Origin of the sequence: Blastococcus aggregatus (assembly GCF_900221005.1) — a bacterium.
GTDB lineage: Bacteria > Actinomycetota > Actinomycetes > Mycobacteriales > Geodermatophilaceae > Blastococcus > Blastococcus aggregatus.
The window spans coordinates 189673-211246 of record NZ_OBQI01000007.1 but is presented as its reverse complement, the minus strand read 5'-3'; the positions used below and the strand labels follow the sequence as shown (position 1 = coordinate 211246).

The window sequence follows — 21574 nt, the reverse complement described above, 5'->3', positions numbered from 1 at the left end:
GACGCCCTCCGCACTACTTGTGCGCGATAGCGGCCGGAGGTTAGACGACTGGTCGGTAACTCGGTGGCGGCGCCGCGCGTCCAGGGGCTGTCTGCGGAGCGGCTTCCCCCTTGTGACGACTCCCGAGGGCGCGAGGTCGAAGTCTGCGATGAAGGCCGCGCACAGTTGCCGATACCGCTGCACAATCTCCGGGCCGGATTCGGTCGTGCCGCCGTCGAGAGCGGGCGGGACGTGCCCGGACACGCACCCGAGGCTCCAGGCGCGGTCATCAAGACGACCTCTCCCAGCGAGCTATCGCGCGGGATGCGCTGGCGCGCAAGTACGACAGGAAGTCCCGTGCTTCCAGAAGTCGGTCTCGGTCGTCCCGGGGGGCGAGTTCACGGAAGCCGGCCTCCAGAGCTTCCTCGAGCCTCTCCAGCAGGACGAGGCGACTGGCGAGATAGCGCGGAAGGGGATTCGGCCGGCCCAGCCGGTAGTACCCACTTCGCACACCGGGCTCGCGATCCCGTTGCAAGAGTCCCAGACGGACCAGTTCCTGCACGGCGCCGCTGATCGCAGCCGCGCTGCTGCCGATCCCCTCGGCGAGATCTCGGGCGGTGAGGCGATCCCGACCGTCGGCGAGGGCGTAGGCCAGCACGCGCGAGGCCGTCGTGGACAGACCCAGACGATGCAACTCAGCGGTCAGTCGCTGATGCACCCGCACGGAGTCACGCCCCGCGTCGAGGTCGGCGGGGTGGGGCAGTCCCTCGGTCCGCGGGGACGTCGCCCCCCGCGGTCCCCGGTCCGGACCCGTGTCACCGGGCGAAGCGGCCATCACGACCCCGGGGCGTCGGGTGGGGGGTCGCTGGCATCGATCACCCGAACTCACCTGGCTGAACATGGATGCCCTCACGAGGGCTGCTCTCAGGATGGCGTGACGAACTTGCGATCCGGATCGCCGTGAAGCCGCTGCGCATGCCTTCCACGACATCCTTCTCGTCGAGCGGAGGCAGCGGCTCGGCCTGGTCGGGTCTCATCGCGTCGAAGACCAGGGACACGTACCGGCGCCGGTCCGCCGGCGAGGCCGGGGGCGTGGACAGACCGACGACGAGGATGCTGAGCACACGCGGGATGTCGTAGGGCTGGAGGTCCGCACGGATCTCGTTGGCCTCCTGCGCATGCCGCAGCAGGACGGCGAAAGGCTCCAGGAACTCCCTCAGCATGTCGTCGGTCAGCACCGCGAAGTTCGCCGACGAGGCGATCAATCCGCGCTCCCGGTCGAGCAGCTCCAGCAGCCGCTCGACGATTAGCAGGAACGACTTCCGGGCACTGCCTTGCGCGCACGAGTGCCGGAGGAGCGGCAGGAGCTCATCTCGCATGATCGACCGGTACACGGCCCGGGTCAGGCTCTCCCGGCTCGAGAAGTGGCGGTACAGCGTGGCGACCCCGACACCGGCTTCGCCGGCGATCTCCTCCAGCGACCCCTGGCCACCGGAGGCGAAGACCTTTCGGGCAGCCGCGATCAACCGCTCACTGTTGGCCAGGGCGTCGCGCCGCCGACCTCTTGTCGCCGATGTCATCGCAGCACTCCTCTCACGCCGACTCGGGGCGGCCCCCGTGGTGCCGCCACAAGCCCCCCTCCGCGTCCCGAGCTGACCGCGCTTACGATAGCTTCCTATCACTTCCATTCCGCGGGGCCCGCATGGGCGCTGTGACGCACTGACCGGCTCTGGGGGCTGCGGTGTCGACTTTGCTGTACCGGGTGGGGCGCTGGACCTATCGGCACCCGTTCCGCGTGATCGGGGTGTGGGCGGCGCTCCTCGTCGCGCTCGTCGGCGCGCTGGTCCTCAACCCGCCGAAACTCAGCACAGAGTTCCGGATCGACGGGACGCCGGCGCAGGAAGTGATCGACGAACTGGCCCGCGAACTGCCAGAGGTGTCCGGCGGCCAGGGGTCGCTGGTGTTCCAGGCGCCGGCCGGCGACCGACTGGACTCCGAGCTGTTGGGACCGGTGCTCGCCGAGGCGGTGCAAGGGGTCTACTCGGTTGAGGAGGTCGTCGATCCGGCCGACCTGATGCAGTCGCAGCAGCAGCCGGGCGCGGCCCCGGCCACCCCGCCGAGGAGCACCCCGGAGACACCGGGGAACGCGCCCAGCGCCCCGCCGGGCACGCTGGTCGTCGGGGGCCAGCCGGTGCTGGGAGTGACTGTGTCCGAGGACGGCCGGGTGGCACTGTTCCAGTTCCAGTTCGACGACCAGATCTTCGAGCTCCCTCAAGGCACCGTCGCGGACACCGTCGCGGCGGCGGAGGCCCCGGCGGAAGAGGCCGGTGTGGCCGTGCTGCCGGGCGCCACCCTGCAGGAGATACCCGAGATCATCGGCGTCGGGGAGATCGTCGGACTCGCCGTGGCCGCCCTCGTCCTCGTCGTCACGCTGGGCTCCGTGGTCGCCGCTGGGCTGCCGCTGCTGACCGCCCTGGCCGGGGTCGGCGCGGGCATCGGCGGCGCCTTCGCGCTGGCCCACCTGTTCGAGCTGAACTCCCTGTCGGTCGTCCTGGCCCTGATGCTGGGGCTGGCAGTGGGCATCGACTACGCGCTGTTCATCGTCAACCGGCAGCGCTGGCTGATCCTGACCCGCGGCCTGGACGCCGGGGAAGCCACGGGCCGCGCCGTGGGCACCGCCGGCAGCGCCGTGTTCTTCGCCGGCACGACGGTCGTCATCGCTCTCACCGCGCTGCTGGTCGTGGGCATCTCCCTGCTGACGGTCATGGCGCTCATCGCCGCCGCGACCGTCGCCATCGCCGTCCTGGTCGCCCTGACCCTGCTCCCGGCCCTGCTGGGTCTCGTGAAGGAGCGCATCTGCTCACCCCGCGCCCGGGCACGCCAGGCGGGACACCGCGACCGCTCCCGCAACCCGGCGCGACGCTGGGTCGGCCTGGTGGTGCGATACCGGTGGGCGGCCGTCGTCCTGGTCACGGCAGTCGCCGCGCTGCTCGCCCTGCCGCTGTCCAGCATGCGGCTCGGGATGCCCTCGGCCGAGAGCTACGGCAGCGGCACCCCGCAGCGTGAGGGATACGACCTGGTCGCCGAGGGCTTCGGCGAGGGCTTCAACGGGCCGCTGGTCGTGGCGGCCCGGACGGCCGAGCCCGGCACGCCGATCGAGCCGCCCGCCCTGCAGGAACTGGTGGCCGACCTGAGCGCGCTCGACGGCGTCCAGAGCGCCATGCCGGCCGGCCTCAGCCAGGACGGCACCATCGCGGTACTGCAGGTCGTCCCCACCACCGGCCCGACCGACGAGGCGACCGAGGACCTGGTCGCCGAGATCCGCGACCGCTCCGCGCAGTACGGGGACGACCTGGGGATCACCCTCGGCGTCACCGGCCTGACCGCCATCGGCATCGACATGTCCCAGCGACTGTCCGAGGTGCTGCCGATCTACCTGGCGGTGGTCCTCGGCCTGTCGCTGATCGTCCTGCTGCTGGTCTTCCGGTCCATCCTGGTCCCGGTCAAGGCGACCCTCGGCTTCCTGCTCAGCATCCTCGCGACGTTCGGGGCCACGACCGCCGTCTTCCAGTGGGGGTGGCTCAATCAGGTCTTCGGGCTCGACAGCACCACCGTGGTGATGAGCGTGATCCCGATCATCGCCACCGGCGTGCTCTACGGGCTGGCCATGGACTACCAGATCTTCCTGGTCTCCTCCATCCGCGAGTCCCACGTCCACGGCCACCACGGGACCGACAGCGTCACCGACGGATTCACCCAGGCCAGCCGGGTGGTGGTCGCCGCGGCGATCATCATGACCGCGGTCTTCGGCGGGTTCATCTTCAACGCCGACCCGATGGTCAAGCAGGTCGGCTTCGCGCTCGCCGTCGGCATCTTGATCGACGCGTTCCTGATCCGGCTCACCCTCGTGCCGGCTGTGATGGCCATGTTCGGCGACCGGGCCTGGTGGCTGCCCGCGTGGCTCGACCGGCTCCTCCCCGACCTCGACGTCGAGGGTGACAAGCTCGTCCAGCGGCTCAACGGCGAGCACGGCGACGTGCCCGAAGCCGCCGAGCCACCCGGCCGGGAACCGGCGTCGGCCCCAGCCGGGTGACGTGCCGATGATCGGAGGGCACCCGGCGAGGCAGCTCACCCGGCCGGGGAACCGACGCCTCGCGCGGTGGGGACGGCGGTTGATCGCCGGATCCGTCGTCGCGTCGGCCACCCTGCCCTGGCTGGCCGACTGGAACCACAGCCACACCTTCGGGCCCGAGTACGGCCCGCACGCCCGGTGGCACGGAACCTCCGAGGTCGTCGGCGCAACCGCGGAGGGACTCCTCGCCCTGTGGCTGCTCCGCGCCGCCGAGGAGCACCGCCCCGACGAACGCCTGCTCACCGCCGCAGCGCTGCTGCCCATCGCCCGCTGGGCGCCGTTCAACCTCACCCTGCTGGTGCCCGGGACCTCCCCCTACGACCAGCACCGCATCCCGCAACGGGTGCTGGGCATGCCGGCCGCCCTGCTGAGCCAGGACCTCATCGCCGCCACCGCCGCCGCCGGCCTGATCCTCCGCCGCCTCGCCCGCGAACGGGCGTAGGGCGCCCGGACCACCCCGGCGGCGCGCCGGGGGCGGCCGCTCGATAGGCAGGCCACCACTTCTGAGGTGCTTGTCCTGCACGGGCGGCGCGGAGTCGACAGCGAGCGCCTTCAGTCGGCGGTCGGGTCCCCGTCGTGGAGGTGGCGCGCGAAGAAGCCGAATACCCGCCGCCAGGCATCCTCCGCGGACGGATGGTGGTAACCGAAGCCCACCACCCGTTCGAGGACGGCGAGCGGCCCGGTGTTGTGCCGGTTCATGAAGGAGTGGCCGGCGTCGGGATACTCCTTGACGTCGTGGTCGACCGCGAGGCTGGTCAGGGCACCGTTCAGTCGCTGGGCCGCACCCGGCAGCGTCCTGTCGCGGCCCCCGTAGCTGGCGACGACGGGGCAGGCCCCCTGCAGCACCCGCTCGAGATCCTGCGGTGTCTGCCCGTAGTTCGGAGCAGAGGCGTGGAACCCGCGAGTCGCCGCGACCAGGGCGAAGCCGCCCCCCATGCAGAAGCCGACGATCCCCACTGTGCCGGTGCAGTCGGGTCGCCGTACGAGCCAGGAGCGCGCGGCCTCAAGATCATCGAAAGCCGCGCCTTCGCGACGGCCCAGCGCCCGGAACGTCGACCGGAGGCAGCGAACGGGTCCTCCGGCTGTGAACAGGTCGGGCGCCAGCGCCAGGTAGCCTCCGACAGCCAGCCGATCCGCCTGCTGGCGGGTGTCGTCGGTGAGACCGAAGGCCTCGTGCACCACCACGACGGCGGGCCACGGCCCCGTGCCGACCGGCGGGACGGCGAGGTACGCCCGCAACTGGGGGGCGCTCGCGGCCCCGTCGATCGTCGTGTCCGGCATCAGGACCCCCCGTGTCGTGTGCTCATCTGTGAACTGTCGGGCTGCGTGTGGGCCGGCGTCACGAGGAGACGCGTAGTTCCTCGGCAGCCAGCGCGAGCAGGTCGGCGGCCTCCTCCTCCAGGGCGGGCAGTCGAGCGGCCGCCTCGGCGGCTGCGGCGACCCGGTCCGGCAGCGGAACGTCGGCGGTCGCGGCACGAGCCAACCGGCTCCACGCCTCGGCACACCTGTCGTAGGCCAGGCCCGCCCGTGCGCTGGCCGAGCTTCCCGTCCGCCACGCCACGTCGTGGCAGGCAGCCACCTGGAGCCGGCGGAAGAGCCCACCGCCCGTGCCGGCCTTCTCGACGAACACCGGGAGGGCGGCCAGCGCGGCTTCCAGGGTCACGGTGTCCCACACCTGCGGCCACGAGGCCAGGTCGTCGGCGAACTCCCGGATCCCGGCGAGCCCCAACGCGCTGATCGAGCCCGGCGGCAGGTCGGAGGAGTCCACGATCCCCGGACCGCCGTGTCGGATCCCGGCCGCCGCGGCGGCGAACGCCTCGGCGGCGACTGACCTCAGATCCGGGAGCCGCTCGGGCCAGTCGACAGCGAACGTGGCGTGACGCGTCGGCGCCGGGAATCCGGTCGAGCGGCGCGCACGGGCCAGCGCTGCGTACGGCACCTCTTGGACGGCCTCGCGGTCGTTGTCCACGACGTAGGCGATCTGCCGCTCGTCGTCGTAGCCGATCACCACGACGTTGTGCCGGCTCATCTGCAGCCGCACGCGCAAATAGGGCAGTTCGGCGATGTCCGCCCAGACCATGACCGGCCGGCCGGCGGTCAGTTCGTCACGGACCCAGCGCCATCCCAGCGCCGCGTCATCGGTCCGCCGCAGCTCCACCTGCGCACCCAGGCGTCGCAGCAGGTCGACCTCCATGTCCCCGCCCCGGCCGACGAGGTAGATCGGCGGCGCCAGACCCGGCACCCGCAGATAGGAGAAGTCCAGCCCCCCACCGAGGCCGAAGACCAGTCCCTCCGCGAGCACGTCCCCTCCCCAGTCGAGCCCCGCCCAGTCCAGCAGGTCGCGGAGTGCTCCGGACCCGCAGTGCCCGGCCATGCGATCGGGATAGCTCTCCAGCAACCGTCGCCCGCTCACGGCGCCACAGGCGCCGCGTCTCCACCGCCACGGGCGAAGTGCTCCAGGCCGACGACGAGGAAGAGTGCGGACGCCTCGACCACGGCCGCTCCCCCCTCGTCGGTGCCCTGCGCCCGGACGAACAGCTTGCGCCCTTCCCGACGCTGCACACCTGCCTCCAGCAGGTAGGGGGTCCCGAGCAGGACCGGCGACCGGTACCCGACCTCCAGGTGACGGGTGACCGCGGGCTCCCCGATCAGGTACAGCAGGAAGCCGAACAGGTCGTCCAGCACCGTCGCCACCGCGCCACCGTGTGCGATGCCCGGCGCGCCGACGTGCCGCTCGTCGAAGACGTGCCGCGCCCGCACGGCGTCCCTCTCCCGCCAGACCTGCAGGTGATGCCCGTGCGGGTTCTCCGGGCCGCAGCCCAGGCAACGAGCATGGTGCGGCGGCAGGGGCCCGGCATGGTCCTGACGGGCAAAGCCCTCCGACCAGTCCCCGATCACGGAATCCACGTCATCACCCCTGCCTCCTGTCGCGCACCAGCTCGCCTGCGGCCCTCATGACTGCACACTGCCCGCCGCCGGCAGTGGCCGGAGGGAGCAGAACTCCGACGCCGGGAACGAACCGGAAGTGGAGGGTGAGTTGCCCCATCACGGGTGATCGACCGTGACGTCATTCCTGCCCCTCGCCGTTCCGCCGACCCCGCGTGCCGTCGGCCACTGTCAGCGGAGTACCGCGTGCTCTCCTCCGCCGTGCTGCTGCCGTAGCACCGTCTTGAGCACCTTGCCGGTGGCGTTGCGCGGTAACTCGGGGACGAACTCCACGCGGGTGGGGCACTTGAAGTGGGCGAGCCGCTCCCGCGCGTAGGCGATCAGTTCCTCGGCCGTCGTCCCGGCGCCGTCCTGGAGCGCGACCACGGCCACCGGGGTCTCACCCCAACGGTCGTCGGGGACCCCGACGACCGCTACCTCACGGATCGCGTCGTGTCGGTAGAGGACCTGCTCGACCTCGATCGGATACACGTTCTCGCCACCGCTGATGATCATGTCCTTCTTGCGGTCGACCAGCGTGATGAAGCCCTCGGCATCCATGCGGCCCAGGTCGCCGGTGTGGAACCACCCGCCGCGGAACGCCTCGGCCGTGGCCTCCGGTAGACCCCAGTAGCCGGCGAACACGTTCGGGCCGCGCAGGACCAGCTCCCCGACCTCATCGGCGGGCTGGTTTCTGTCCGTGTCATCGACGATGCGTGCCTGGACGTGGAAGACCGCCCGGCCGATGGAGCCTGCCTTCTCCTTGACGTGGTCGGCGTCCAGGACCGACACGAGCGGAGCGGTCTCGGTCATCCCGAAGCCCTCCTGGAAGGGCAGGCCTTTGCCCTGGAAGAAGTCGATGACCGGCAGCGGGCACGGCGCTCCCCCTGAGACGGCGAGTTCCAGCGACGACAGGTCGTAGCCGTCGAAGCCGGGCACCGACATGAGCGCCGCCCACATCGCCGGCACCATGAACTGCACGGTGGCCCGCTCCCGGGACATCACCTCCAGAGTCCGGATCGGGTCGAAGGACGGCAGCACGACATTGGTTCCACCGACGTACAGCAGCGGCAGGGTGTGGACCCCCAGTCCGCCGATGTGGAACATCGGTGCCACTGTCACGGTGACGTCACTTTCCCGCAGGCCCCGACCGAAGGAGAGGCTGTTCACGACGTTCCACAGGTGGTTGTCGTGGGTGAGCATCGCGCCCTTGGGACGCCCGGTGGTCCCCGACGTGTACATCAGGCACGACAGGTCCCGCCGGTCGACGTCGCTGTCCACGGGCCGGGGCTCACCGCCGGCCAGCACCTGCTCGTAGTCGAACTCCCCGTCCTCGACCTCGCCGCCGACCAGCAGGCGGGACCGTATCCGGACGCCGTCACCAGTGAGGGCTGCGCGCGCCACGGGTGCGAGAGGCGCGGAGTACACGAAGGTGTCGGCCCCCGAATCGGCCAGGAGGTAGGAGACCTCGGGCGGCGCGAGTCGCACGTTCATCGGCACGAACACCGCCCCCAACTTCGCCGTGGCGAGCATCGTCTCGAGGAACGCGACGCTGTTCAGGAGCAGCCCGGCGACGCGGTCACCCCGGCGCACCCCCAGTGCGCGCAGCGCCCGCGCCAGTTGGTCGGTCCGCCCGTCGAGGTCGGCATAGGTCAGCCGTCGCTCACCCTGGACCAGCGCGACCCGGTCCCCGGAGAGGAACGCCCTCGTGGCGACCCAGCTGCCGATCCCCTTGTCCATGTGCCGTCCTTCCCGAGAGCCCCACGGTCCGGTGACCTGAGTCACGGCCAGCTTGGCCAGACTTGACGGTTCCGTCAAGATGAGGTTCCACGCGCGACCGCCGGATGAAGGGACGAGGCATGACGTCGGCAGGACCGGCATCCCCTCCAGCCACCGCGCGTGGCCGTCGCACCCGGTCCGCGCTGCTGGCGGCCGGAAGGGAGCTGTTCGAGGAGTGCGGCTTCTCGGCCGTCGGTATCGACGCGGTGGCGCAGCGCGCCGGGGTCTCCCATGGCACGTTCTACACGTGGTTCGACTCCAAGGAGATGTTGCTCCGCGAGATCATCTCCGAGGTCGCCGCGGACATCTTCTCCGCGACCTCGATCGGTAGTCGCCTGCCGGCGGACGCGGCGTATGCGCGGATCGAGGCGGCGAACCGGTCCTTCCTGCGTGCGGTCACCCGGCACTCCCGCATCCTGCGGGTGCTGGACTCGCTGGCGGACACACGGGAGGACTTCCTCCGGCTGCGGCTGGAGATCCGGGAGTCGTTCGTCCAACGAGGGATGGAGGGCCTGATCCGGCTGCAGGAGCTGGGGCTCGCCGATCCGCAGCTGCCGCCGCGGGCGACGGCCAGCGCTCTGGGCGCGATGGTGGAGTCCTTCGCCCACCTGTGGCAGGACCCGGTGGAGGGGCTGGACGAGGCGGCGGCAGTCGACGTCCTCACCCGGTTGTGGGCCGGGGCGATAGGTCTGGCGCCGCGAGCGTGGCCCGGCGGCGGCCGGGCGGGGGCGGGCTGACCGGACGGCCACGGGCCGAGATGGCGTGGATGGGTGGCCGGCGAGTCAGTGCTGCACCCAGCGCCACGGCGTCTCGCGGCTGCGCCGCACCCGTCCTCTGCTCTCCAGGAGGACCAGGTGCGCCAGGGTCTCGGCGACAGCCGCTCTGCGCATGAAGCCCGAGATCTGGTCCCAGGGCCGCGACCAGGTCAGCGCTGCGGTCAGTTCCCACGTCGTGGGCGCCGTCGCCGCGGCAGCGCGGACCTCCTCCAGCCGCGCGTCGTGGTGTGCCACGAGCGCCGACACGCGCGCCGCGAGGCCGGCGAAGCGGTACTCGTGCGCGGGCAGCACCTCGCGCACGTCCGAGTCCAGCGCTCCCACACGCGCCAGCGAGTCGATGAAGTCGGCCAGCGGGTTGCCGGGCGACTGAGCGTGCACCCCGATGTTGGGCGTGATGCGGGGCAGGACGTGGTCGCCGGAGAAGAGAAGGCGACGACGGTTCTCGTGGAAGCAGAGGTGGCCGGGCGAATGGCCGGGGGTGTGCACGGCACGCAGATCCCATCCCGCCAGTGGCAGCCGGTCGCCGTCGCGGATCAGGCGGTCGGGTTCGGCCTGGCGGACGTAGTCGGTGATCGCCAGCGAGGCGCCGGCCAGGACCCCGAGCTCGTCCTCGGGCACGCCGCAGTTCCGCAGCAGCGCGGCCATGTCGTCGAGCAGGTCGGTGATGCCGGCCCCGTACCGAGCGGGCAGCAGCGCGGCGTCGTCGGGATGCAGTCCCACCCAGGCACCGGACGCCTCGCGGACGCGGCCGGCCAGGCCGTAGTGGTCGGGATGGATGTGCGTCACCATCACGCCGCGGACGTCGCCCATCGCGTGCCCCGCGGTAGCGAGCCCGTGGGTCAGGGCCTGCCAGGCGTCGTCGGTGTCCCATCCGGCGTCGATCAGGGCCAGGCCGTCGTCCAGTTCGAGGGCGTAGACCAGCACATAGCGCAGCGGGCTGTCCGGGATGGGGACGGGAATGGACCACAGCCCCTGCTGGACCATCTCGACCGGGGGCAGGACCTTCTCGGCCCAGGCCCGTTCCTGTTCGGTACCGGTGACCCGCAGCGGGCGGGCGGGCTCCGAGGTCACAGGCCCATCCGCTTGCTGATGACCTCGTTCATGATCTCGTTCGTCCCGCCGCCGATGCCGAGGATCCGCGCGTCGCGGTAGTGGCGCTCCACCTCCGACTCCCGCATGTAGCCCATGCCGCCGAAGATCTGCACCGCCTCATCCACCACGAAGTCGCAGGCGTAGACGGCTGTGTTCTTCGCCATCGACACCTCGGTGACGACGTCCTCGCCGGCCAGGTACCGCTGCGTGACCGCCCGCGTGTAGCAGCGGGCCACGTCGACCTGACGGGCCATCTCGGCGAACTTGTGCCGGATCACCTGGCGGGAGGACAGCGGCCGCCCGAAGGTCTCCCGGTCCCGCGCCCACGCGAGCGCCAGATCCAGGGCGCGAGCTGCGGTCGCGTAGGCCTGGACGGCCAGGCCGATCCGCTCGCTCTGGAACTGCTGCATGATCTGCACGAACCCGGAGTTCTCCGCGCCGACCAGGTTCGCGGCCGGCACCCGCACGTCGGTGAAGGCCAGCTCGGCGGTGTCGCTGCACCGCCAGCCCATCTTGTCCAGCCGCCGGGACACTGTGAACCCCGGCGTGTCCGTGTCGATGACCAGCAGTGAGACTCCACCGTGACCGGGTCCGCCGGTGCGCACGGCGGTGGTCACGAAGTCAGCGCGGACGCCGCTGGTGATGAACGTCTTGGCGCCGTTGACCACGTATTCGTCGCCCTCGCGCACCGCGCGGGTGCGCAGATTCGCGACGTCGGAGCCTCCGCCCGGCTCCGTGACCCCCAGAGAGCCGATGAGCTCGCCGGCGAGCGTCGGCCGGACGTAGCGGTCGACCAGGTCCGGGCTGCCGTGCGCGGCGATGTGCGGAACGGCGATGCCATGGGTGAACAGGGAGGCGCAGACGCCGGTGGAGCCGCCGCCTTGCAGGATCTCCTCGGTGATGATGGCCGAGTCGATGGGGTCGCCGCCGCTGCCGCCCACCTCCTCGGCGAACCCGACGCCGAGGAGCCCGACGTCGGCCGCCTTCCGGTGCAGCTCCCGCGGCAGCTCACCGGCCAGTTCCCACTCCTCCATGTGCGGTGCGATCTCGCGGGACACGAAGTCGCGGGCCAGCCGCCGCAACGCCACCCGCTCAAGCGTGCTCCACGGGTCCCCCACGGGCGCGAGGACATCGGTCTCGGTCATGCGGCTCCTCCTCCGGTCGGTGCTCCCGCCGGTGACACCCAGGCGGGCAGGCGCTTGTCCAGCAGCGCGGCGATGCCCTCCCGCGCTTCGGCCGAGAGGAACCGCTCGGCGGAGACCTCGGCCATCCGGCGGAGGTCCTCCTGCAAGTCAGCGCCCGGGATGTCCCGCAGCAGCTGCTTGGTGATGTCCAGCGCCTCGGGGGCTCCCCGGCTCAGCTGCCCGACCAGCGCGTCGACTGTCTCGTCCAGCTCGTCGTCGGCCACCGCACGGTCCAGCAGGCCGGCCTCCCGGGCACGCACCCCGTCGAACTGCTCGCCGGTGAGGAACAGCTCGCGCGCGGCGCGGCGGTCCATCCGGCGCAGGACTGGCACGGCGATGATGGCCGGGGCCACGCCGATGCGGACCTCGCTGAACCCGAACGTCGCGCCCGCGAGACCCACCGCGAGGTCGCAGGCTGCGACCAGGCCCAGCCCGCCGGCGCGCGCGGCCCCGTTGACCCGCGCCACCACCGGCTTGGGTCCCTCCATGATCAGCGTGAGGACCTCCGGCAGGTTGACCACCGGCCGCACGCCCGTCCGCTCCTCCTTGAGGTCCGCGCCGGAGCAGAACACCGGCCCGGCCCCGGTGAGGACGAGGACGCGCACGGCGGGCTGGCCCATCGTCTGCCGCAGCGCGGAATGCAGCTGCTCGAGGAGCGCGGCTGACAGCGCGTTGCGGTTGTGCGGCGAGTCCAGGGTGACCACCGCGGCGGGCCCACGGTGGTCGACGTGGACCAGCTCCTGATCAGCCACGGAACCGCGCTCGCAGCTCGTGCTTCTGGATCTTGCCCGTCGCCGTCTTGGGCAGGCCGGCGAGGACCTCGATCCGCTTCGGGACCTGGAAGCCGGCCAGGTGCTCGCGGCAGAACGCGGTCAGCCGCTGCGCGAGGTCGGCGGGGTCGGCGGCGCGGTCGGCGGCGACGACGACAGCTGTCACAGCCTCGCCCCACTGGTCGTCGGGCACCCCGATGACAGCGGCCTCGGTGATCTCCGGGAAGCTCAGCAGCACCCGCTCGACCTCCACGGAGGAGACGTTCTCCCCGCCGGTCTTCACCATGTCCTTCACCCGGTCGGTGAACCAGACGACAGCCTCCTCGTCGAGGTGGCCCACGTCGCCGCTGTGGAACCAGCCGTGGGCGAAGGCCGCGGTGTTCGCCGCCGGGTTGTTCCAGTAGCCGCTCATCGCGTGCGGACCCCGGTAGACGATCTCCCCTGTCTCGCCCCGGGGAAGCAGGTCCCCGGCCGGTCCCATGATCCGGGTGTCGACAGTCACCACCGCCGGGCCCCACGAGCCGCTCTTCGTGTCCTGGTGAGCGGGCCACTGGAGCACCGTGGCCGGCACGCACTCGGTCTGCCCCGAGCCCAGCAGCACGTCGGCGCCGGGGAACGCGGCGGCGATCTGGCCGATCCGCTCCTGCGGCATCGGGGCCATGGCGTACATGCAGAGCCGGACCGAGGACAGGTCCCGCTCGTCCAGCCCGGGGGTGGCGAGCACCGCGGCCCACATCATGGGGAGGAGGAGCAGGTGCGTGGCGCGGCGGCTCTCCACGACGTCCAGGTAGGACCGGGGCTCGAAACCACCGGGCAGGATCGCCGTTCCGCCGGTCAGCAGCACGGGCAGCAGCAGCGTGTCCAGCGCGGTGGTGTGGAACAGCGGGAGCACGATCGGGGCCACGGAGAACTCGTGCCCGTGCCGGTGACCCACCTGCAGCGCATTGCTCAGTGCCGCCACGTGGACGGCCAGGTGGCTGGTCAGCACGCCCTTGGGCCGGGCCGTCGTGCCGGAGGTGTAGAGGCAGTGCAGGGTGTCGCGGTCCTCCACCACCACCTGCAGCGGGGTGGGGTCCGCGGCCACGTCGTCCCAGCGCAGCACCGGGCGACCGGCCACCGAGGCCGGCGCCTCCCCGGTGACCACCACTGTGGTGACCTGCGGCAGGTCGGGCAGCACCTGCTCGAGGATCGGGACGAACGCGGGATCGGCGACCACCGCCCGCGCGCCCGAGTCGCCCAGGATCCACGCCACGTCGTCGGCGGGCAGCATCAGGTTGACCGGCAGGGCGACCAGCCCGGCCTTGGCGCAGCCGAAGAACGTGGCCACGAACCGCCACGAATTCCCCAGCAGGAAGGCCACTGGCTGCTGGCGCTGCAGACCGGCGTCGAGCAGCCCGCGCCCGAATGCCTCGGCGGCGGCGTCGAGCCCTGCGTAGCTGATCTCCTCGGCGCCGTCGGCGACGGCGGTCCGATCGGGGAACTGGAATGCCGAGCGGGTGAGCATGTCCCCCACCGACAGGCGGGTGGCCAGATTCAGCTGGAGGGGATCGATCCCGGACAGGTCAGGACGCATCAGGTTCTCCTCGGTCGGGCGCGGGTTGGTCCTCCACCACGGCGAGCACGGCGCCGGTCTCCACCTGCTGGCCGACGGTGACGTGCAGTGCGGTGACCACGCCTGCCGTGGGGGCGGTCACCGGGTGTTCCATCTTCATCGCCTCGAGCACCAGCAACGGCTGCCCCGCCGTCACCCGGTCGCCCTCGGCGACGGCGACCCGGGTCACCGAGCCCGGCATGGCGGCGGTCAGCGACCCGGGCGGGATGGCGGCACTGGGGTCGGGGAAGCGCGGCAGCTCGACAAGCGCGGTGGACCCACCCGGCTCGTCGACGTAGCAGCTGTCGCCGGCCACGTGCACCTCGAAGGCGGAGCGCAGGCCGCCGGCCTCCAGCTCGATCAGCACCCTGCCCGGCGCCAGCACCTCGGCGCCCAGCAGCGTCGCCTCCACGGGGGTGCCGTCCACGTCGGCAGCCAGGCCGCCTCTATCGAGGCGGTACCGCACGGTCCCGGCGTCGAAGACAGTGGTCTGCGCCTGCGTCGGGTTGTTGCGCCACCCCGACGGCAGGCCGGCGAGCACCGGCGCGGTGGCCCGCCGCAGCGCCGCCCCCGCGAGGGCGGCCGGAGCGCGTGCAGTCGCAGCCGTTCGGCGTCCACCAGGGGTGCGGCCAGCACGTCCAGGCCGTGCCGGTCCAGGAAGCCGGTGTCGGTCTCACCGGCGAGGAACGCCCCGCTGCGCAGCACCCGCACGAGCAGGTCACGGTTGGTGGTCAGCCCGTGCAGCCTGGCGCGTTCGAGCGCGCCGGCCAGGGCCAGCGCGGCCGAGGTCCGGTCCGGCGCCCAGGCGATGACCTTGGCCAGCATCGGGTCGTAGTGCACGCCCACCTCGCTGCCGGGGGCGACACCGCTGTCCAGCCGGATGCCCGGCCCGTGGGGCAGCCGGAACTCGGCGTCGGCGGGGACGTGGAGGTCCTCGAGCCGCCCCGACTGGGGCAACCAGTCCCGGGCCGGGTCCTCGGCGTAGAGGCGGACCTCGATCGCCGCCCCGTTCAGGGGAGGCCGCAGCGCCGAGTCGGGCAGCGGCCGGCCAGCGGCGACGTCGAACTGCAACCGGACCAGGTCCAGGCCGGTGACCGCCTCGGTGACCGGGTGCTCCACCTGCAGGCGGGTGTTGACCTCGAGGAAGTAGAAGTCGCCCTCATCGTCGAGCAGGAACTCCACGGTGCCGGCGCCGAGGTAGTCGATGGACCTGGCCGCGGCGACAGCGGCGGCCTGCAGCCGCTCCCGCAGCTCGGGGCCGACCGCCGGGGACGGCGCCTCCTCGACCACCTTCTGGTGGCGCCGCTGGATGGAGCACTCCCGCTCGAACAGCGCCACCGTCGTGCCGTGGCTGTCGCCGAAGACCTGGACCTCGACGTGCCGGGGCCGCTCGAGCAACCGCTCCAGGAAGACAGTGCCGTCGCCGAAGGCCGAGGCAGCCTCTCGGCGGGCACCCTCTACCGCCTCGGCCAGCTCCCCGGGACGGCGGACCTCCCGCATGCCGCGGCCGCCGCCGCCGAAGGACGCCTTGACCAGCAGCGGGTAGCCGACGTCGGCGGCGGCCTTTTCCAGTTCCGATCCGGACAGCCCGGTGGCGTCCACGCTGGGCAGGGTGGGCACCTCGGCCTCCTGCATGCGGGCCTTGGCGGCCAGCTTGCTGCCCATGGCGTCGATGGCCTCGGCGCTCGGGCCCACGAAGACCAGCCCCGCCGCCTGCACGGCGCGGGCGAAGTCGGCGTTCTCGGAGAGGAAGCCGTAGCCGGGGTGCACGCAGTCAGCGCCGGCCCGCAGCGCGGCCGCCACGATGGAATCGATGCGCAGGTAGGTCTCCGCCGGGGTGTTGCCCGGCAGCCGGACCGCGATGTCCGCGTCGGCCACGAACGGCGCGGACGCGTCGGCGTCGGAGTACACGGCCACCGTGCGCATCCCCATGGCCCGCGCGGTGGCGAACACGCGACGGGCGATCTCCCCGCGGTTGGCCACCAGGACGCTCGTCAGGTTCCGGGGAGCGGTCACAGCCTGAACACCCCCCATCCGTCGTGCAGACCTCGGACAGGGGCGTTGTGGATCGCCGACAGCGCCAGCCCGAGGACGGTCCTGGTGTCGCGCGGATCGATGATCCCGTCGTCGTAGACCCGGCCCGAGAGGAACAGCGCCAGCGACTCCGCCTCGATCTGCTGCTCCACGGCGGCCCGCATCGCCGCGGCGGCCTCCTCGTCGTAGTCGCGCCCGCGGGCCTGTGCGCTGGCCCGGCCCACGATGTCCAGCACGCCCGCGAGCTGCGCCGCCCCCATGACGGCGCTCTTCGCGTTGGGCCAGGTGAACAGGAAGCGGGGGTCGTAGGCCCGGCCGCACATGCCGTAGTTGCCGGCGCCGTAGGAGGCCCCGATGTTGACCGTGATGTGCGGGACGGCGCTGTTGGAGACGGCGTTGATCATCTGCGAGCCCGCCTTGATGATGCCGTCCTGCTCGTACTCGGTGCCGACCATGTAGCCGGTGGTGTTCTGCAGGAACAGCAGCGGGGTGTCGGTCTGGTTGGCCAGCTGGATGAACTGGGCGGCCTTCTCGGCGTCCTGCCGGAAGAGGACCCCGCGGGCGTTGGCCAGCACGCCGATCGGATAGCCGTGGATGCTCGCCCAGCCGGTGACCAGGGAGGTGCCGTAGAGCGGCTTGTGCTCGTCGAAGCGGCTGCCGTCGACGATCCGGGCGAGCACGTCGCGGGGGTCCAGCGGCTGCCGGAGGTCGGCCGGGGCGAGGTCGAGCAGTTCCTCGGGGTCGTGCAGCGGCGGGTCGGCCGGCCGGGAGGGGCCTAGTCCGCGCTTGCGCCAGTTGAGATTGCGCACGATCTGCCGGCCGATCCGGATGGCGTCGACCTCGTCGACGGCGAGGTGGTCGGCGCTGCCGGAGACCCGGGCGTGCATCGAGGCCCCGCCGAGGGACTCCTCGTCGGCCTCCTCGCCGGTGGCCATCTTCACCAGCGGCGGTCCGGCCAGGAACACCTTGCTGCGACCGTCGATCATCACCACGTGGTCGCTCATCCCCGGCACGTAGGCGCCGCCGGCGGTGCTGTTGCCGAAGACCAGGGAGACGGTCGGGATGCCCTGGGCGGAGAGCCGGGTGAGGTTGCGGAAGCCGCGGCCGCCGGGGATGAAGATCTCCGACTGGGTCGGCAGGTCGGCGCCGCCGGACTCCACCAGGCTGAGGAACGGCAGCCGGTTGGTCTCGGCGATGTCGTGCGCCCGCCCCGCCTTGCGCAGCGTGTACGGGTTCGAGGTGCCGCCCCGCACAGTCGGGTCGTTGGCGGAGATGATCACCTCCACGCCCTCGACGACGCCGATGCCGGTGACCTGGCTGGCGCCCACCGGGAAGTCGGTGCCCCAGGCGGCGTACGGGGACAGCTCCAGGAACGGGCTGTCCCGGTCCAGCAGGAGTTCGATGCGTTCGCGGACCGTCAGCTTGCCGCGCTTGCGGTGCCGGGCCAGGGCGCTCTCGCTGCCCCCCAGGTTGGCCAGGGCGCGCTGCTCGTCGAGTTCCGCGAGGCGCTCGAGCAGCGCGGCACGGTTCTCCGCGGCGCGCTCGGCGAGGATGGTCACACTCGTCCTTCCGGGAACAGGGACACCGGGACGTCGACCACGCGGGAGCGCAGCCACTCCCCCACGGCCTTGGCCTGGGGGTCGAAGCGGGTGCCGGCGGCGACGCCCTCGCCGAGCAGGCCGTGGATCTGGAACAGCACCGCCCGCAGCCCGGGCAGCAGCTCCCGGGTCAGCGGCAGGCCGGCCGCCTCGGGCAGCAGCTCGCGCAGCCGCTCCTCGGTGAGGAAGGCGGCCAGCCAGGCGTAGCCCTGGTCGTTCCGGGCGTACACGCCGAGGGTGGCCGCCCCTCCCTTGTCACCGCTCCGGGCGCCGACCACCCGGCCGAGTGGGACGCGGCGGGTGGGGCCGCCCGGCGACGGCCCACCGCCGGCCACCAGTTCCGCGGGCTCGTCGTCCTGGGCGCCGGCCGGCCGCGACCGCGCCGAGGGAACTGTCTCCGCGCCGCCGTCGGGCAGGCCCACCAGCTGGTCGACGTCCTCGGCCGGCACCCAGGCTGGCGCGTACACGCCGTAGGCCGACGGGCTGGGCGGGGCGGTGGTGGCGAAGAAGCCGGGGATGCTCGCCAGGCCCAGCTCGATGAGGGGCACTGTGAACGCCTTGCCCACCTTTTCCCGGTCCGGGTCCTTCACCGTCACGTGCAGCAGGGCGCTCGCCTCCTCCTCGGAGCCGGCGTCCGGGGAGTCCGTGCGCGCCAGGGTCACGACGGCCTCTGCCACCCCCTCCAGCGCCGGAGCCAGCTGCCGGCGCAGCAGCTCCGCCTTGCGGTCGACGTCCAGCCCCGCCAGCGGCAGGGTCATGGAGTTGCGGAAGCCGCCGAGACGGTTCGTCGCCACCTTCAGCCACCCCCCTGGCGGGAGCCCGCGGGCCCCGGTGATCTCGACCCGGTCACGCCCCAGCTGCCGAAGCTCTAGCTGGTCGAACCTGGTGATGACGTCCGGCCCGCCGTAGCGGCTGCCGGTGCACTCGTAGAGCAGCTGCTCTGTGACGGTTCCGACGGTGACAGCTCCCCCGGTGCCGGGGTGCTTGGTGATCACGGAGGTCCCGTCGGCGGCGATCTCGGCGAGCGGGAAACCGATGCGGTCCAGGCAGCCGGGGTCGGCGTCGAGCAGCTCGGCGAAAAAGCTGAAGTTGCCGCCGGTGGCCTGCGCGCCGCACTCGAGCACGTGCCCGGCGACGGTCGCCCCGGCGAGCGCGTCGAGGTCACCGGGGCCCCAACCGTGGTGCCAGGCCGCCGGGCCGACGACCACGCTGGCGTCGGTGACACGACCTGTGACGACGACGTCGGCGCCGGCCTCCAGCGCCCGTACGATGCCCCAGCAGCCGAGGTAGGCGTTCGCGGTGAGCGTGTCGGGGAACTCCCCGGCCCCCGCGGCCCCGTCACCGTCCGCCGGTGGCCGCTCACCGGCCCGCAGGCGGCCGGCGGAGCTCAGCTCGACGAGCCGGGGCAGCAGGTCGTCACCGCTGACAGTGGCCACCCGGACCTCGACCCCGAGCCGCGTGCCGAGTTCACGTACCGCGTCGGCCAGCCCTCGCGGGTTCAGCCCGCCGGCGTTGCTGACGATCCGAACCCCCCGGCTGAGTGCGTCGCCGAGGCAGTCCTCGAGCTGGGTGAGGAACGAGCGCGCGTACCCGGCGGCCGCGTCGCCGGCACGCTGCCGGCCGAGGATGAGCATGGTGAGCTCGGCCAGGTAGTCGCCGGTCAGGACGTCGACGTCGCCGCCGTCGAGCATCTCCCGCATTGCGGAGAGGCGGTCGCCGTAGAAACCGGAGACGTTGGCCACCCGCAGCGGCGCGCTCATCGCAGCGGCTCCCGCCCGGCTCCGGGGGGGCCGGCGAAGGCCTGCGCGATCCGGGCCCATTCCTGCGCCGCCGCCCCCCGCACTGTCAGCGCCAGGTCGTCGCGATGCCGGCGCTGGGTGACCAGCAGGCAGAAGTCCAGCGCCGGGCCGCTGATCACGTCCGCCGCCTCGGGCGGGCCCCAGGTCCAGCTCTGGCCGTCCGGCCCGGTCAGCTCGAGCCGCACCGGCGCTTCGGGCATGGTCGCGCCGCGGGCCGCGTAGGAGAACGGGCGCGCCCGGTAGCCGATCTCGGCGACCTCGCGCAGCCCGGAGGTGGCCGGACGCTGCTGCCCGAGCGCGTCGACGACATCCTGCCCGTGGGCCCAGGTCTCCATCAACCGGGCGGTGACGAACGAGGCGGGGCTCATGGGCGGGCCGAACCACGGGACGCGCATCCCGGGCTCGGCGACCCGCAGTGCTGCGGCCAGCTCGGCACGTCCCGTGCGCCAGCGGTCCAGGACCTCGGCCGGCTCCAGGTCCCGGCCTTCCAGCGTGCGCTGCTCGACGTAGTCGCCGCCGTCCGCGGTCACTCGCTGCACCAGCGCGGTGAAGGCATCCGGACCGGTGACCGCCAGCCGGGCGTCGGCGTCGAAGAAGGCCAGGTGGTTGATGGTGTCCCGGATGTCCCAGCCGACCGCGGGGGTAGGAGCACGCCAGGCGGCTGCCTCCAGCGGGGCGACCCGCGCGTCGAGGTCGGCGCACTCGGCCTCGAGGTTGCCGACGAGCTGCTCCAGCAGCGCGCTGCCGGTCGCCGTCATGCCGTGAACCCGTCCATCCGCGCCAGCACCTGGAGCATCACCTCGTCGGCGCCGCCGCCGATGGAGGCCAATCGGGTGTCGCGGAAGAACCGGGAGGTCCAGGTCTCCTCCATGTAGCCCATGCCGCCGTGGAACTGGATGGAGGTATCGGCGACCTCGCGCAGCAGGCGGCCGGCTGTCAGCTTGGCGACTGTCGCCTGCCGGGTGACGTCCTCCCCGGCCAGGTACGCCTCCGCGCAGGCGTAGTTGTGCGACTGCAGCAGGTCCACCTGCGCGGACAGCTCGGCCAGCCGGAAGGCCAGGTACTGGCTGGCCATGAGCGGCCCGCCGAACGCCTGCCGCTGCTTGAGGTAGTCGCGGGTGCGCTCGAGGGCGTGCCGGCAGCTGGTCACCGCGCCGTAGGCGACGAACATGCGTTCCACCACGAACTGCGCCATCTGCTGCTGGAAGCCGCGCCCGACCTGGCCGATCGTGTTGGACACCGGGACCCGGACGTCGTCGAAGAAGAGCTCGGCGGTGTCGGAGGACCGGTTGCCGAGCTTGTCGAGCGTCCGCGAGACGGAGAAGCCGGGCGTGTTCGTCTCCACGATGATCTGGGACATGCCGCGGTGGCCGCCCTCGTCGGAGGTGCGGGCGAGCAGACACAGCCAGTCGGCCTGGGTGCCGTTTGTGATGTAGAGCTTGCTGCCGTTGATCACCCAGTCGTCGCCGTCGCGCACGGCTCGGGTGCGCAACCCGGCCACGTCGGAGCCGGCGGCCGGCTCGGTCACCGCGATGGAGCAGACCGCAGTGCCACGGATGGCCGGCTCCAGGTAGCGGCGCTTGAGCTCGTCGCTGCCGAACTCGTGCAGCGACGGCGTGGCCATCATCGTCTGGACGCCGATGGCCATCGGGATCCCCGCGCACCCGGAGCGGTGCAGCTCCTCGACGAGGATGACCGAGTACATGTGGTCGGCCCCCTGCCCGCCGTACTCGGGGTCGTACTCCAGGCCCAGCAGGCCCAGCTCGCCGAGTTTCGGGAAGAGCTCGTGCGCCGGGAAGATGCCGGCGCGCTCCCACTCGTCGACGTGCGGGGCGATCTCCTTCTCGACGACGTCCCGGACCAATGCCCGGAAGGCGCGGTGCTCGTCGGTGAAGCGCACGGAGGCTCCTGCGGG

18 protein-coding genes and 1 pseudogene are annotated in these 21574 nt (G+C 72.2%); 3 read left to right on the top strand and 16 right to left on the bottom strand.

Annotated elements, in window-relative coordinates; all coding sequences use genetic code 11:
* Nucleotides 1–268: 268 nt before the first annotated feature.
* Together CRP29_RS20915 and CRP29_RS20910 are read right to left on the bottom strand one after the other, a co-directional pair.
* Nucleotides 269–703 (bottom strand): MarR family transcriptional regulator, encoded by a 435-nt coding sequence (locus tag CRP29_RS20915; RefSeq protein ID WP_217991698.1) that lies wholly within the window; start codon nt 701–703, stop codon nt 269–271.
* A gap of 151 nt (nt 704–854) precedes the next feature.
* Complete coding sequence (locus CRP29_RS20910) at nt 855–1559, bottom strand: TetR/AcrR family transcriptional regulator (RefSeq protein ID WP_167758200.1); 705 nt, start codon at nt 1557–1559, stop codon at nt 855–857.
* A 161-nt stretch (nt 1560–1720) separates the two neighbouring features.
* Between CRP29_RS20910 and CRP29_RS20905 the strand changes: the two genes are divergently transcribed.
* Together CRP29_RS20905 and CRP29_RS20900 are read left to right on the top strand one after the other, a co-directional pair.
* Nucleotides 1721–4072 carry an MMPL family transporter gene (locus tag CRP29_RS20905; RefSeq protein ID WP_097196986.1) on the top strand — a complete coding sequence of 784 codons (2352 nt, stop codon included), beginning with the start codon at nt 1721–1723 and terminating at the stop codon, nt 4070–4072.
* A gap of 79 nt (nt 4073–4151) precedes the next feature.
* A complete protein-coding gene (locus CRP29_RS20900; protein WP_097196985.1) occupies nt 4152–4553 on the top strand; it encodes a hypothetical protein in 402 nt (133 codons plus the stop codon).
* 110 nt (nt 4554–4663) lie between these two features.
* Here CRP29_RS20900 and CRP29_RS20895 read toward each other — a convergent pair whose 3' ends face one another.
* From CRP29_RS20895 to CRP29_RS20880, 4 genes are all read right to left on the bottom strand, one after another.
* Nucleotides 4664–5392 carry a dienelactone hydrolase family protein gene (locus CRP29_RS20895; RefSeq protein ID WP_097196984.1) on the bottom strand — a complete coding sequence of 243 codons (729 nt, stop codon included), beginning with the start codon at nt 5390–5392 and terminating at the stop codon, nt 4664–4666.
* Between the two features lie 58 nt (nt 5393–5450).
* Entirely contained in the window at nt 5451–6524 is a 1074-nt protein-coding gene (locus CRP29_RS20890; protein ID WP_097196983.1) for a BtrH N-terminal domain-containing protein, read from the bottom strand.
* Nucleotides 6521–7018: a PaaI family thioesterase gene (locus tag CRP29_RS20885; protein WP_097196982.1), complete on the bottom strand. Its 498-nt coding sequence runs from the start codon at nt 7016–7018 to the stop codon at nt 6521–6523. Before CRP29_RS20885 ends, CRP29_RS20890 begins: the two co-directional genes overlap by 4 nt.
* Before the next feature lie 210 nt (nt 7019–7228).
* On the bottom strand, nt 7229–8776 hold the full coding sequence (locus CRP29_RS20880) for an acyl-CoA synthetase (RefSeq protein WP_097196981.1): 1548 nt from the start codon (nt 8774–8776) through the stop codon (nt 7229–7231).
* Nucleotides 8777–8895: 119 nt separating this feature from the next.
* Here CRP29_RS20880 and CRP29_RS20875 point away from each other — a divergent pair, with 119 nt between their 5' ends.
* Nucleotides 8896–9552, top strand: a complete 657-nt coding sequence (locus tag CRP29_RS20875) for a TetR/AcrR family transcriptional regulator (RefSeq protein WP_167758201.1) — start codon at nt 8896–8898, stop codon at nt 9550–9552.
* A gap of 45 nt (nt 9553–9597) precedes the next feature.
* On the opposite strand, the gene CRP29_RS20870 is transcribed toward CRP29_RS20875, so the two are convergent.
* The 10 genes and pseudogenes from CRP29_RS20870 to CRP29_RS20830 form a co-directional block, all read right to left on the bottom strand.
* Entirely contained in the window at nt 9598–10662 is a 1065-nt protein-coding gene (locus CRP29_RS20870; protein ID WP_209305940.1) for an MBL fold metallo-hydrolase, read from the bottom strand.
* Entirely contained in the window at nt 10659–11828 is a 1170-nt protein-coding gene (locus CRP29_RS20865) for an acyl-CoA dehydrogenase family protein (RefSeq protein WP_097196979.1), read from the bottom strand. The genes CRP29_RS20870 and CRP29_RS20865 overlap by 4 nt, the downstream gene beginning before the upstream one ends.
* Complete coding sequence (locus CRP29_RS20860; RefSeq protein ID WP_097196978.1) at nt 11825–12619, bottom strand: enoyl-CoA hydratase-related protein; 795 nt, start codon at nt 12617–12619, stop codon at nt 11825–11827. The genes CRP29_RS20865 and CRP29_RS20860 overlap by 4 nt, the downstream gene beginning before the upstream one ends.
* Entirely contained in the window at nt 12612–14210 is a 1599-nt protein-coding gene (locus CRP29_RS20855) for an AMP-binding protein (protein WP_097196977.1), read from the bottom strand. Before CRP29_RS20855 ends, CRP29_RS20860 begins: the two co-directional genes overlap by 8 nt.
* The gene (locus CRP29_RS23430; RefSeq protein ID WP_455428505.1) at nt 14200–14769 is read right to left on the bottom strand and encodes an acyl-CoA carboxylase biotin carboxyl carrier protein subunit; all 570 of its coding nucleotides are present in this window, start codon (nt 14767–14769) and stop codon (nt 14200–14202) included. The genes CRP29_RS20855 and CRP29_RS23430 overlap by 11 nt, the downstream gene beginning before the upstream one ends.
* Nucleotides 14770–14939: 170 nt before the next feature.
* Nucleotides 14940–16262: pseudogene (locus tag CRP29_RS20850) on the bottom strand (acetyl-CoA carboxylase biotin carboxylase subunit); the annotation flags it as partial.
* Nucleotides 16241–17821, bottom strand: coding sequence for an acyl-CoA carboxylase subunit beta (locus CRP29_RS20845; protein ID WP_097196976.1), 1581 nt, complete (start codon nt 17819–17821; stop codon nt 16241–16243). The gene CRP29_RS20845 and the pseudogene CRP29_RS20850, both read right to left, overlap by 22 nt.
* Entirely contained in the window at nt 17818–19620 is a 1803-nt protein-coding gene (locus CRP29_RS20840) for an acyclic terpene utilization AtuA family protein (protein ID WP_209305941.1), read from the bottom strand. The genes CRP29_RS20845 and CRP29_RS20840 overlap by 4 nt, the downstream gene beginning before the upstream one ends.
* Complete coding sequence (locus CRP29_RS20835) at nt 19617–20417, bottom strand: TIGR03084 family metal-binding protein (protein WP_097196974.1); 801 nt, start codon at nt 20415–20417, stop codon at nt 19617–19619. The genes CRP29_RS20840 and CRP29_RS20835 overlap by 4 nt, the downstream gene beginning before the upstream one ends.
* Nucleotides 20414–21559: an acyl-CoA dehydrogenase family protein gene (locus tag CRP29_RS20830; RefSeq protein ID WP_097196973.1), complete on the bottom strand. Its 1146-nt coding sequence runs from the start codon at nt 21557–21559 to the stop codon at nt 20414–20416. Before CRP29_RS20830 ends, CRP29_RS20835 begins: the two co-directional genes overlap by 4 nt.
* Between the last annotated feature and the right edge of the window lie 15 nt (nt 21560–21574).